Source organism: Anaerophilus nitritigenes (genome assembly GCF_004138215.1).
Taxonomy (GTDB): Bacteria; Bacillota; Clostridia; order Peptostreptococcales; family Thermotaleaceae; genus Anaerophilus; species Anaerophilus nitritogenes.
In genome coordinates this window covers 34,099-47,261 of sequence record NZ_RYYS01000042.1, presented here as the reverse complement: position 1 = coordinate 47,261, position 13,163 = coordinate 34,099, and the positions used below count along the sequence as shown (strand labels likewise).

The 13,163-nt window shown below is 31.5% G+C and carries 11 protein-coding genes; all 11 read right to left on the bottom strand.

Annotated features, from left to right (window positions below):
• Position 1: 1 nt before the first annotated feature.
• Positions 2 to 283, bottom strand: a complete 282-nt coding sequence (locus tag EK368_RS06425) for a putative Se/S carrier protein (RefSeq protein WP_165000350.1) — start codon at positions 281 to 283, stop codon at positions 2 to 4.
• A gap of 101 nt (positions 284 to 384) precedes the next feature.
• Entirely contained in the window at positions 385 to 2,181 is a 1,797-nt protein-coding gene (locus EK368_RS06420) for a DEAD/DEAH box helicase (RefSeq protein WP_129597631.1), read from the bottom strand.
• Between the two features lie 201 nt (positions 2,182 to 2,382).
• The gene (locus EK368_RS06415) at positions 2,383 to 3,741 is read right to left on the bottom strand and encodes a GlmL-related ornithine degradation protein (RefSeq protein WP_129597629.1); all 1,359 of its coding nucleotides are present in this window, start codon (positions 3,739 to 3,741) and stop codon (positions 2,383 to 2,385) included.
• Positions 3,731 to 5,941 (bottom strand): D-ornithine 4,5-aminomutase subunit OraE, encoded by a 2,211-nt coding sequence (gene oraE, locus EK368_RS06410; RefSeq protein ID WP_129597627.1) that lies wholly within the window; start codon positions 5,939 to 5,941, stop codon positions 3,731 to 3,733. The genes EK368_RS06415 and oraE overlap by 11 nt, the downstream gene beginning before the upstream one ends.
• Entirely contained in the window at positions 5,931 to 6,305 is a 375-nt protein-coding gene (locus EK368_RS06405) for an ornithine aminomutase subunit alpha (RefSeq protein WP_129597625.1), read from the bottom strand. The genes oraE and EK368_RS06405 overlap by 11 nt, the downstream gene beginning before the upstream one ends.
• A gap of 84 nt (positions 6,306 to 6,389) precedes the next feature.
• Positions 6,390 to 7,811 (bottom strand): 2-amino-4-oxopentanoate thiolase subunit OrtB, encoded by a 1,422-nt coding sequence (gene ortB, locus EK368_RS06400; RefSeq protein WP_129597623.1) that lies wholly within the window; start codon positions 7,809 to 7,811, stop codon positions 6,390 to 6,392.
• Complete coding sequence (ortA, locus tag EK368_RS06395; protein ID WP_129597621.1) at positions 7,804 to 8,112, bottom strand: 2-amino-4-oxopentanoate thiolase subunit OrtA; 309 nt, start codon at positions 8,110 to 8,112, stop codon at positions 7,804 to 7,806. Before ortA ends, ortB begins: the two co-directional genes overlap by 8 nt.
• A gap of 9 nt (positions 8,113 to 8,121) precedes the next feature.
• Positions 8,122 to 9,165, bottom strand: coding sequence for a 2,4-diaminopentanoate dehydrogenase (ord, locus tag EK368_RS06390; protein WP_129597619.1), 1,044 nt, complete (start codon positions 9,163 to 9,165; stop codon positions 8,122 to 8,124).
• 224 nt (positions 9,166 to 9,389) lie between these two features.
• Complete coding sequence (locus EK368_RS06385; protein WP_129597617.1) at positions 9,390 to 10,784, bottom strand: sigma-54 interaction domain-containing protein; 1,395 nt, start codon at positions 10,782 to 10,784, stop codon at positions 9,390 to 9,392.
• A 49-nt stretch (positions 10,785 to 10,833) separates the two neighbouring features.
• Positions 10,834 to 12,066, bottom strand: a complete 1,233-nt coding sequence (locus EK368_RS06380; protein ID WP_129597615.1) for a serine hydroxymethyltransferase — start codon at positions 12,064 to 12,066, stop codon at positions 10,834 to 10,836.
• Between the two features lie 129 nt (positions 12,067 to 12,195).
• Positions 12,196 to 13,158 carry a homoserine O-succinyltransferase gene (locus EK368_RS06375; protein ID WP_129597613.1) on the bottom strand — a complete coding sequence of 321 codons (963 nt, stop codon included), beginning with the start codon at positions 13,156 to 13,158 and terminating at the stop codon, positions 12,196 to 12,198.
• Between the last annotated feature and the right edge of the window lie 5 nt (positions 13,159 to 13,163).

Genomic DNA, 13,163 nt, shown 5'->3' with positions numbered 1-13,163 from the left:
CCTATTTATATTGAATCTCTAATTTTTTATAATCTAATAAACTTCCTCTAGAAATAATTTCATAAATCCCTTGAGGCAATATTTTACATTTTAAAATAAGCTTTATTGCTAATTCTAAATCTTTTTCTTGTATATAAATAGCTGTATGACAAGACTGTCCAACAGCTCTTGGAGCCTTTCTAAAAGTATTTTTAATATTGTTTCTTCTAAATAGCTCCTCCATATAATATCCATGATAGTTAGATGTAAATACAATAAGATACTTTTCCTTCTCATACATCATACACATCAGCTCCAAATACTTTTTTTAATATTATATTCTAGACATGACTAAAATGATATTTTAAAGTATCTTATCCGTCAAAGAATCAATGTATATAATTTTTATAAACTTAATTCCTTTAAAGCCTCTGATTTTTCAAGGTTATTTTCTATTAAATAATCAAAAACCTGCTTTTTGTCTTTATTTGCTTCAACTATATTTTCATCTATTGAATCTTTAGAGATATAGTTATAAACAAATACTTTTTCAAACATGCTATCAACCCTTCTTATCCTTTTATTTCTTTGATCATTTATAGATATATCTCTATCAATATCATAATTAATGAGATATTTAGCATTTTGCAAATTTAACCCTTCCGCTCCAGCATTAGTAGAAATAAAGCATTTTACCTGTGGATTTTTCTTGAATGCGTTTACAGCTTCATTCTTTTGAGCTGCCGACATCTTACCAGTAAAAACAACTGTTTTATGCTTCTTCAATGCTATTGAAATAAGTTTAACCATTCTTGCATATTGAGAAAAAACAACTACTTTATGACCACTTTCGATTAATTCTTCCACATGCTCCACCAAATAATTTAGCTTTCCTGAGTTATTGCTTTTAATTAAAGAAACAATGTTTTTATGTACATAATCTGATTCTGACATTTTGAATAGTTCTGGGCTATCAGAACATTGCAACCTAAAAGTTAAAAACATTCTTACTTTACTATCTAAATTTTTTCTCTGTTGTTCTATTTCTTCAATTTCTTCTGGAGCCATAAAAACATATTTTTCGCTTCTTATAACTTTAACTATCTTAGCTAATTCATTTACAGCAAGACTCATCTCAACTGCAAGATAATGATCTATTTCCCTCTGATTTTTAGTCATATCAATATAAATATCTTGTTCGATTATCTTTGGCATTTCAATAGCTACTTCTCTTTCTGTCCTTCTTAATGCAATCTGTTCTATTTTAAGTCTAAACTCTTCTAAGTTTTTGTAAAACTTTTCAACTCCATATAAACCATATATTTTTGTTACATATCTTTTTTCATATTCTTCATGATTACCAATAAAATCTTCATTTCCTATTTCGCATAAAGAAAAAATACCACAAGGGTCTTTGTTAATAGGAGAACCTGTCATAAATAAAGCGTATTCCTTCTGAACTTTCTTAACTGCCTTATGTGATACTGTTTCTCTATTTCTTATCTTATGTGCTTCATCGCAAATTAAGCAACCTACCTTAAATTCTCTGATAAATTCAATATCTTTTCTTAAAGATTCATAGTTAGTGATTATATAAGGGATATGTTTCTTAATTGCATTTTCATAGAGACTTTTTCTTTTTTTAGCAGTTCCTTCTATAATTACAGAAGAAAGTTTAGTAAATTTTTCAACGCCCTCTTCCTTCCATTGATATTTTAGCCCTGCCTTGCAAACAATCAAAAAAGGAATATCATATTTTTTATTAAAATTTAAAATATTTTTAGACAACAGTCTAGTAACTCCTATAGCCTGTAATGTTTTTCCTAACCCCATGTCATCAAACAAGCAAGCAAAACCATATTCTATTATTTTTTTGTGAATAAAATTAATTCCAAACATCTGAAATTTATGAGGTTTATATGGCTTTTTTAATGCAACTTTTAAAATTGGAATTTCTTTATACATTTCAGTATAATTTGGTACAGATTCATCTAGCAAAATCCATCTAGGGGTAATATACATAAACTCTCCTTCAAATAACTTTTCAAGAATATATATGTATGACTTATCAATAATCCATTTCTTTTCATTTGGATCAAAAAAAGCTTGAGGAATTTTTTTGATTTTTCGTATATACTCATCATTGTAGTTAAATCGTATATCCAATAAAGAATTATCTGCATTTTGTTCAATCCTAATCATCGAAATAACTCCTTTATATTTTAGTTAATGATTATCCTTTGTAATATATTTTATAACATCTATATTTTTATACAATAGCATCTTTACTTTTTAAAATGGATAATTTTTAGGTATCGAACTTAAAAATTACAAGCACAAAAAACCTTCGTGATCAATAAAACGAAGGTTCTTTGTGCCTATTCTATAAAAGGTAAAAATTTGCTAAAGTAATCCCAAACTCTTCTTCATTAATATTAAAGCAGCCTCTTTATATTTTTTAGATAAAACGCCCAAAGATGCCATAATATAATCATTATCAATGAGTATTTTTACTTCTTTATTGGGAAGCAAATAATCTCCTTTGTTGCTCTTTGCTATTTCTTTTAATATCTCTACTCTATGAGGAAGCCGAGTGAGTGCCCCTCCTGTTCCAATAATCCATTTTAGACTAGTAAGGTCTTTTCCTTCTGCAAATGTCTTCTTTCCTGCGGGACCATATAGATTTCTTAATTTCCCTCCATGACGATATACAGAAGTTAATACTGCTTCTTTGGTTAATAATTCTACAAACTCTTTTAATTTATCTGTATCTGGAATAGGTTTATGTTGATTGATTAATTCTTCTACATCACAATTTAGCTTTTGTGTCAAAACATCTTTGCCTATTCGATCTACTATATTTTTCATATTCACATAAACCCCTAAATCTCCTTCTACTGTTCTTTTTGCTGTAGGCTCAGGACTAATTAAAATCCTACTGATTTCTTCACTTCCTTCTGTAACAGAATGGATATCTGTTGTTGCTCCTCCTACATCTAGAGTCATTAAATCTCCTATTTCTTCTTTTAATACCTTTGATGCTTCCATAACTGCACCAGGAGTAGGAATAATTGGACCTGTAATAAGATCCCTTACCTTGCTCATTCCTGGTGCATGAATAATATGCTCCTCAAAAGCTTCTTGAATTACTTTTCTAGTAGGTTCAATATTTAACTCATCTATTTTTGGATATACGTTTTCTACAATATATAACTTATTTTCTTTATCTTTAAATATTTCACGAATCTCTTCTTGATTTTCAATATTCCCTGCATAAATAATTGGTGCTTTAATTCCTGAGTCAGCAATCATTTCTGCATTCAAAAGGGCTGTGTCTCTTTCTCCATAATCTACTCCACCAGCAATCAATATAAGATTTGGACCAATTTCTTTTATCTTTTTTATATCTGTTCTTCTTAACTTACCTCCTGTTACTTGATGAATAATTGCTCCTGCACCGAGTGCAGCTTCCTTTGCAGCACGAACTGTCATATCATATACAAGTCCATGGACACTCATTTTTAGTCCTCCTGCTGCACTACTTGTAGCAAGCATCTCTTCATAATCAATACTAGATAAGTTTAAATTTTTTCTTAAATCCTCAATAGCTCCTTCAAGACCTATCGTTACATCTCCCTCTAATACACTAGTAGGGGCTTGGCCCTGCCCTAAAAATTTGGGATCAGCAGTGTGAATGCCTAAAAAGGCATTCACCACAGTAGTAGTACTTCCAATCTCGGCTACTAATAAATCAATTTTCATTTTGCATTTCCCTTCTTTTTTTCACTAAGAAAGTGGCCATATGAACTCCTTTACTTCCTCTTCCAAATCCTGCATCTACACCTTGTTTGACTGCTATTTTAGGTGTAACTTGTGTTCCTCCACAAGCAATCATAATTTTATCTCTTATACCTTTTTCTACACATAATTCATGAATTCTCTTCATATTTTTATAATGGATATCATCATGGCTAATAATTGTAGAAGCTAGTATTGCATTTGCATTTAATTCTATAGCTGCATCTACTAATTTTTCTACAGGAACAGAGGTACCTAGATAATGACATTCAATACCATATCTTTCTATCCCACCATGCTTAATATCAATGATTTCCCTTAAACCTACAGAGTGTTCATCTTCTCCTACTGTTGCAGCAACAATCTTCATTGGATTTTCTTCAATATCTTGACGAATTTCCTCATCAGACATAATCTCAGGCTCTGGAGGAATGACTAATCGATCCACATCTATACTAAAATCTATTTTACCTTTTAATTGTATCCTAGTTCCTTCAGATGGATGCATAATTTCTTTGTGAATTACTTCAGGATCTATCAGTCCCATTTTCTTTCCAATCTCTACTGCTGCTACTTCTGCAACTCTTCTACTTGTAGGTAAAAATAAATCTAGTTGAATAATACCGTCTCCTAACCACTCTACTTCTGGCTTTATTTGACTTGATTCTCTTAATGCTTTTGTTTCTTCTAATCGTACATTTACATTATCTGTTTCATCTAATTCATCTATATAAACAATTTTTTCTGGTTTTTCAAAAGTGCAACCTCCAATGAATTCTGCAGGATTATCTATAAGAGTAGCGTCATATTGTGCTACATTGTTGTATCCAAAATGTGCTGTAACTGGAGCAAAGTAGTCCTCATCTCTTTCATAAACAGTCCCTACACCTACTCCTCCATCACTCTTTCTTGGAATTCCATCTCCATTTCTTTCAGGATAACAGCCAGAGTCTATAAAGAAGCCTTCTTCTATGGCTTTAAAATATCCTCCTACTCTAATCATCTCTTCCATAAATAAGATAGCTCTTTCTTTTAATTCTCGAACCTTTTCTGGAAGATAGCCATGCCTTTTAAGCTCTACTAAATCTAGTATATTATCCATTCCTATTAATGCTTGTTTTGCAGTATCACAAGCTTCTATATTATAAATATGCCATGGTACATTTCTTCCTTCATCTGGAGTGATGGTAGATTGAATATCTGCACTTGTAAGTCTAGAAATGAGTAGATTGATTACATGGGTAACAGTAGCTTCTCTTGTAGAAGATTCCATATATTTTGTATTCATTTGAGCTCTCATTCTATATTCAGAGAATAAATCTCTTAAAGCTACTGCATAAGGAAGGTCAATATGAAGACATGGTGCAGGTGGAGCTGTTGGTGGTACCGTTGATAAACAAATATTAGATTTTTTCATCCCTACTCTTACAGAAAAAATTGAGTTAAGTGAATGCTGAACCATAAGCTCTGGCATTACCTTCCATGCTTCTCTTGCTGTAGCATTTGCATTATGAGCTCCATCAATTTGAGCAATATCTGCCCATTTCATGATAGTTTTAGATTCTGCTGCGTCTACAAAAGAACGAATCATATTAATATTTCTATACAAAACATTATATTGTGGGTCTTGATGGGCTCCATTTACCCCTTCTTCTGCAAACATAACTGCAATTTCAGGTCCTGCCACACCACTAACATAAGAATGATAATTAATTGGTCTTCCCACTTCTTCTTCTATAAAATCAAGTGCTTTTCTTTGAGCACGAACTTGCTTTCTTGTAACAGGAATACCACCTATTCCTTGTGGTGTTCCCTCTATAAGTCCATCAAAATGAGATTGTCCTGCTGTTCTAATAACCATGATATGATCTGCTCCATGCCATGCAGCCATTCTCATTCTTCTTATATCATCTTCAAATCTACCTGATGCAATTTCTGTAGTAATAGAGTACTCAGGTTGTGGGTCAATATCTCCAAAATATTTTGCAGATGGCAAAGGAACACTTTGTGTAAGAGGCTCTGAACAATTTTGATAAGTAAAAGGTCCCATCTGTAAATCATTTTTTTTCTCTCTCCAAACCCAACCTCTTCTTTTGGGTACATAAGTATTAAGATCCTTTAAAATTTCTTTAATTTCTAATTTTTCATTTTTATCAAGCTTCACTTTGCACACCTCCTTTGAATAAATCTATTACTTCATCCCAGTACTCTCCATTAGAAAGAGCAACTCCTGCATCTCTAATATCTATATTCTTTGTCTTTGCAAGCTTATAAACTACATGTCCTGCCCCTTTTCCCATAAGGCCTCTATCCCTTACACCTTCTACGATAGCTTTTGCTTCCATGCTTGAAAATCCCATACGAAGAAGGATCGATCTTTCAATAGATGGTGAAGTATTTTTATATGCAAGATCCAAAAGAGGATCTACTAGTTGATTTGCCAATTCCCAAAATCTTTGTTTTAATTCTTCATCTGTTAAATTTTTCAAATGGTCTCTTCGTTTTTCAAAATCATCCGCTCTTTTCATTTTGTCACCCCGATTCTATATTTTGAGAGAAGTTTGGCATACATATGTATGCCAAACAAATAATGCAAAAGCATTATAAAATTTTTATTCAGAAATTTTTATATCTTTCTCTTTAATTATTTCTTTTACAAACTCTATACTAGATTTTGTCTCTTGTACTAAGAAATCTAAATCTTCATTAGAAATTTCTTTTTGTCCATAATCATCAATACAATGATTGATGTAAGATCTTCTTAGTTTGTTTAAATCTACTTCTTGTGCTTGAATGAGTCTTGGATGTTCTGGTAATATAATATTTTGTCCTGGAACTTCATCCCTTGGATTTCCAAATTTTATATCAATTCCATTATCTCTAGCAAAAGAAAGCTGCGGCTGTACATGTTTTCCTGCTCCTGTATATTCTGTTTCTTGTACTACAATAATTTTGTCTTCATCTAATTGTTGAGCAAGGCTAAAAGCAGCCACTAGTGATGTATTTCCTGCTGGTCCTCTTTCTAATCCTTCAATTTGAGCCAAAGTTTCTGTCATATAAAAAACTTCTCCTTGAGCTACAGTTACATATCGATGCATATATCTAAGTGGTCTTGCAGCAGATCTTGGCACATCTGAACGGTCTGGTCCTGTAGAAAAAGGCATTCCAAATCCTGTATGTCCTGTAGTAAAAGATTTTTTATTAAACTGAATATCACTTGCCATATGAAGTCCACTTAAATTTACACTTGCTGCAATTATTTGAGTTTGATCTGCACCAGCTTTTATCATTCCTCTAGCTGTTCCAGTTAAGTTTCCTCCACCAGCGTTCGTACAAACTACTACATCTGGGTCTTTCCCTTCTCTTTCTCTAAACTGCATAGCAATTTCATATCCTAATGTTTCTACCCCTGCAATTCCAAAAGGAGTATACAAAGAAGCATTAAAATATCCTGTTTCTTCTAAAAGTCTTAAGAAAGTATAAAACAGTTCTGGCCCTACAGTAAGTTGTATGACTTCAGCACCATAAGCTTCACATTTTCTAGCCTTTTCTATGATTTCAGGCTGTCCTATTCCTTTACTATCATAACATTCTTGAACAATAATACATTTTAGTCCTTGCATTGCTGCTTGTGACGCTACAGCCGCACCATAATTTCCACTAGTTGCTGCAATAACTCCTTTGTATCCTAATCTTTTTGCATGGTATACAGCAGTAGCTGCTCTTCTTGCTTTAAAACTTCCAGATGGGTTAGACGCTTCATCCTTTATAAAGATTCTTGCACCCATTCCTTTAGGTGCCACTTTTCTTGCTAGTTTGGTTAAATTTTTCAGTTCTAATAATGGAGTATTTCCAACACCTGTAGCTAGTTGTATTTTTTGAATCTCATCAAGACTATATCCTGTATCTCTCATCATTTTTTCATAATCAAACCTTATATCTCCTGATTCAAAAACATTATAATCAATTCCTACTGCTTTTTTCATGATTTCATTTTTTCTTCCCATTACACTTTCATAACTTGTATTATTCATTTTGTTCCCCTCCCCAAAGAATAGACTTTAGTTGTATTCCTACTTGAAGAAGCTCTGGAACAAAATTCCCAAAATTATGTTGATAAGCTGGATTTACCTCTAATAATTTTCCTTTTGCCATTCTTCCTGTAATTGTTTTTACTGTTACTTCATCACCTATTTCTGCATCTTCTTGTAAAAAGCCCTTTACCCATGATTCAAGTGGAACTTTCTTTGTATCATCTGGAACCTGTGGTGCCCTCTCATCTGGAGTTAATACAACATGATATGTAAGTACCCAATCTCCTTTTTTAATTTTCATTTTTTATCCCTACCTTTCTATCATATCTCTCATATCTCCCATAATTGCTCTTGGTACAGGAAGATCTATCATAGTTTTTACTCCAGGTCTTGCATTAATAATATGAGGAATCATATTTACACACATAGCAATCGTTCCAATTCCTCCAGGAACCTCTGGATTAATAGCCATATTGATATTTGGTACTCCTTTAATTTCTATATAATCTCCTGTATGAGTTCCTTCTGTTTCAGGTTCAATTTGTTGTGGATGATCCATTTCAATTTTTAACTCTCCATCTACATATCCAAAGCCTTTCATAGCGCATCCTGCTACTTCTCCTGGTTGTACTTGTGCATATGGTGATTTTCTGTATACATTTGAAACTATAGGCTCCATACTTTGCTTTACTTTGTCACTTAATTTCCAGCCAATAGCATCTGCAATCATAGAAACTGATTCAGCAAAACCTACATGTCCTGCTAAAGTTCCTTCTTCTACACCTTTTTTAAATGCTTCTACTGTTATCCCTATTCCTTGTTCTTCCATTACAGCAGGTCCAAAAGGAGATAAACTATTTACTCTTCTTGCCACAACATGATCTACTGATTCACATGCACCTGTTAATGTTACTACTAATAAGTCCATAATCAGACCTGGATTAATTCCAGTTCCCAATACAGATACTCCATTTTCTTTTGCAATTTTATCCATCTCTTTTGTAAGCTCTGGCTCTTGTGCCATTGGATAAGACATTTCTTCTGCACTTGAAATTACATTGATTTTCTTTTCTAAACAAAATTTAATTTTTTCAAACGCATTTTTTGTAAAAGAATCTGTGCAAATTAAAACTACATCTGCTGCTTTTTCTGTAATGACCTCATCATAAGCTCCTAATAAAAGATCTTTTCTATCTTCTCTTTCAACAGATAAATAATCATACATACTTGTTCCTATTTTTTTACCTCTTCCTACTACTCCTACTATATCTACACCTTTCTTTTTTAAAAGCATTTCTGCCATTCCTTTTCCCATTGCACCAAGTCCCCAAATAATCACTTTAATATTTTCCATATGTATCCCTCCCATAAATTAAATAATTTGTATTTGATATTTATAAAAGCAACTTCTATGCCAAGTTTTAATATAAAAAATTGATAAATTTATGTCTTTTTTTATGGTATTTTGCATATTTATTCTAATATTTAAATATTATTCTAGCTTTATGGTTTGAATTTTCAGAACAATAAACAAGACTGCAAATATTTTTGCAGTCTTTCGCAAATGTTTTTGCAGTCTTATTTTGTAGAAATATTATATTTTTTCATCTTATGTTGAAGTGTTTGTCTTTTTACTCCTAGCTGCTCTGAAGCTTTTGTAATATTATCTTTACAAGATATAAGTACTTTTCGAATCATATTTTTTTCGATTTCAGCTATGGTAGTAGGTAAATCTTTTTTAAATTTATATTCTATAGGATAAGTGAATGCAAATATTTTTGCATTTGCTTGTGGAGAAAAATGATCTTGTTTTAATATTCGTTCCTCTTCAATAATATTCATAGCTCCCTCTATGACATTCTCAAGCTCTCTTACATTTCCAGGCCATCTGTATCTTTGAAATGAATCTAATACGGATTCTTCTACTCCTTGTATTTCCTTTTTAAGCTGTTTATTGTACTTTTGTATAAAATAATTTGTTAATACTTTAATGTCTTCTTTTCTTTCTCTTAAAGGAGGTAAGGTAATAGGTATTACATTAATACGATAAAATAAATCTTTTCTTAATTGACCCCTTTCAATTGCCTCATAAGGTTCCTCGTTGGTACTAGCAATAACTCTTACATCTATAGGAATATCTTTTACTCCTCCTATTCTTCTGATCATACCTTCTTGTAAAACTCTTAAAAGTTTAGATTGTAATTGTATTCCCATAGAATTGAGCTCATCTAAAAATAGTGTTCCTCCATTTGCTTGTTCAAACAATCCTGGTCGATCCACAGCTCCTGTAAATCCACCCTTTATGGTTCCAAACAACATGCCTTCTAATAGAGTTTCTGGTATAGCTGCACAATTTTGTGCTAAAAATGGCTTACTTGCTCTTAAACTTTCATGGTGAATACTTTGAGCTACTAATTCTTTACCTGTTCCCGTCTCTCCATATATAAGTACACTTGAAGAAAATTTAGAAGCTTTCTTTGCATAATCAATTGCTTTTTTAAAATTTTCATTTTCACCGATAATACTTGAAAAAGTAAATCTTTTTTTTATCTTTATCTGTTTTTCCGGTTGAGTCAATTGTTCTTGTAACGCCATAATTTGCTCTGATAATTCCTTTAATTTTGTAATATTTTTTGAAATTTCCAAAGCTCCTACTTTTTCATCGTCTAAAAATATAGGGATCGTAGTGTTTATGGTAGTAATTTCTTTATCATGATGATTAAAATAAGTTTGAGGATTATCTATTATCTTTTGTCCTGTCCCCAATACCTTTAAAAGAGTACTACTATTTTTATTTAAGGTAGGAAATACATCTAATAATTGCTTTTTTAATACATCTTGTTTTTTCATACCTTCTAGTTTTTCCATAGTTTTATTATATAAAATGGTCTTTCCATCTTGATCAATAACATGAATTCCTTCATCAATATACTCTAATAATATTTCTAATATCTCTTTTGTAAAATCTTTCATAAAATTCTTCCTCTCATCTATATAAATAAAACATGACAAAAGTCATGTTTTATTTATATAATGGAAATCTATCACATAATTTTTCAACTAGTTTTTTTGCTTCTTCTATCTTATCTGGAGAATCAATAATCATACCCATAATTTCTGCAATATCTGCCATATCCTCTTCTTTCATTCCTCTTGTTGTAACAGCTGGAGTACCAATTCTTATACCACTTGTTACAAAAGGACTTTGAGGATCAAATGGAATAGTATTTTTATTAACTGTAACACCTGCTTCATCTAAAAGCTTTTCTGCTTCTTTTCCTGTTATATTTTTATTTCTTAAGTCTAATAAAAGTAAGTGATTATCTGTTCCTCCTGAAACAAGTCTAAAACCTCTTTTGATTAATTCTTCTGATAATCTTTTTGCATTTTTTATGATTTGTTCTTGATAAGTTTTAAATTCATCTGTTAAAGCTTCTTTAAAACTTACCGCCTTTGCTGCAATAACATGCATTAGTGGTCCCCCTTGTATTCCAGGAAAAATTGCTTTATCTATTTTTTTTGCAAATTCCTCTTTACAAAGGATAGCTCCTCCTCTAGGTCCTCTTAGTGTCTTATGAGTAGTAGTAGTTACAAAATGTGCATACTCACATGGATTTTGATGAAGTCCAGCTGCTACTAATCCTGCTATATGAGCCATATCCACCATTAAATATGCTCCTACTTCATCTGCAATTTCTCTAAACTTTTTAAAATCTATGCTTCTTGGATATGCACTAGCTCCTGCCACAATTAATTTTGGCTTTGCTTTTTTTGCAACTTTTAATACTTCATCATAATCTATAACTTCAGACTCTTGATCTACTCCATACTCTATAAATTTAAAATAATTTCCTGATATGTTTACAGGACTCCCATGAGTTAAGTGTCCTCCATGAGAAAGATTCATACCTAAAACTGTATCTCCAGGCTCAATCATAGCAAAATATACCCCTAAGTTTGCATTTGCTCCTGAATGTGGCTGAACGTTTACATGCTCTGCATTAAATAATTTTTTTAATCTTTCTCTTGCTAAATCCTCTACAATATCTACATACTCACACCCTCCATAATATCTTTTATGAGGATATCCTTCTGCATATTTATTTGTTAATTGACTTCCCATAGCCTCCATTACTGCTTCTGTAACAAAATTTTCTGATGCAATGAGCTCAATTTTATTTCTTTGTCTTTCTATTTCTTTTTCAATAGCCTCTAATATTTCTGAATCTGTTTGTTTCAAATTTTCAAAATTCATAATTTTATTCTCCTTCCTATGTATCTTTTATTTTAAAAATTTCATCTATTCTTATTATAAGTTTAATTCAGTAATTTTACAAGTTTTGTATAAATTATATAAAATATAAATCTTTACTCACAATATATTCTACGTTGCATCTGAAAGTGATCTTCCTTCAAATTTGTCTACTACTTTTTTGGTTATTTTCTCTATATCATAAGGAGTTTGTTGATATACACAGTAGTTTAACCAGTTGCTAAACAATAAGTTTCCATGAGCTTTCCATCTTACAATTATATCTTTATTAGGATCATTGTCTCTATAATAATTTTTAGGTATTTGGGCTTTAAGCCCTTGATCTAAATCTCTTTTATATTCCTTATCCAAAGTATCTTCATCATATTCACTATGTCCCGATATAAATATGAGTCGATTATCTTTTGTAGTTGCAATATGAACTCCTGCTTCATCAGATTTTGCTATAATCTCAATATCTTCTATATTTTTTAAATCTTTCTCCTTACAATATGTGTATCTAGATTGAGGTGCATAAAAATATTTATCAAAACCTCTTGTCAGAACACTTTCTCCTACCAATTCGTTTTCAAATATACCTGAGAGTTTGTTTTCAAACTTGTATTTTCCTATGCCATAATAATGATAAAGTGCAGCTTGTGATGCCCAGCAAATAAACATAGTGGAGTAAACATTCTCTCTTGCATAATCCATTATTTCTTTTAATTCTTTCCAGTAGCTAACTTCTGTATAGTGCATCTTCTCAACAGGCGCTCCCGTTACTATCATAGCATCATATTTAGTGTTTTTTATATCTTTAAATGTTTTATAAAATTTTTCCAAATGTTCTTTACTTGTATTTTTACTCTGATGTGATGTAGTTCTTATAAGGTCTACATTTACCTGAAGTGCTGTATTTGAAAGCATTCTAAGAAGCTGTGTTTCTGTTTCTATTTTAGTTGGCATAAGGTTTATTATCGCTAGTTTAAGTGGTCTTATATCCTGTGTCTGCGCTCTAGTCTCATTAATTACAAAAATATTTTCATGCGTTAATATTTCTTTTGCCGGAAGGTCATATGGTATTATTACTGGCATATTCT

Bases quoted from the DNA above. Each gene is read 5' to 3' on its own strand.
- EK368_RS06425 (WP_165000350.1), bottom strand. From the start codon at position 283: ATGATGTATGAGAAGGAAAAGTATCTTATTGTATTTACATCTAACTAT.
- EK368_RS06420 (WP_129597631.1), bottom strand. From the start codon at position 2,181: ATGATTAGGATTGAACAAAATGCAGATAATTCTTTATTGGATATACGA.
- EK368_RS06415 (WP_129597629.1), bottom strand. From the start codon at position 3,741: ATGAAAATTGATTTATTAGTAGCCGAGATTGGAAGTACTACTACTGTG.
- EK368_RS06405 (WP_129597625.1), bottom strand. From the start codon at position 6,305: ATGAAAAGAGCGGATGATTTTGAAAAACGAAGAGACCATTTGAAAAAT.
- ortB (WP_129597623.1), bottom strand. From the start codon at position 7,811: ATGAATAATACAAGTTATGAAAGTGTAATGGGAAGAAAAAATGAAATC.
- ortA (WP_129597621.1), bottom strand. From the start codon at position 8,112: ATGAAAATTAAAAAAGGAGATTGGGTACTTACATATCATGTTGTATTA.
- ord (WP_129597619.1), bottom strand. From the start codon at position 9,165: ATGGAAAATATTAAAGTGATTATTTGGGGACTTGGTGCAATGGGAAAA.
- EK368_RS06385 (WP_129597617.1), bottom strand. From the start codon at position 10,784: ATGAAAGATTTTACAAAAGAGATATTAGAAATATTATTAGAGTATATT.
- EK368_RS06380 (WP_129597615.1), bottom strand. From the start codon at position 12,066: ATGAATTTTGAAAATTTGAAACAAACAGATTCAGAAATATTAGAGGCT.
- EK368_RS06375 (WP_129597613.1), bottom strand. From the start codon at position 13,158: ATGCCAGTAATAATACCATATGACCTTCCGGCAAAAGAAATATTAACG.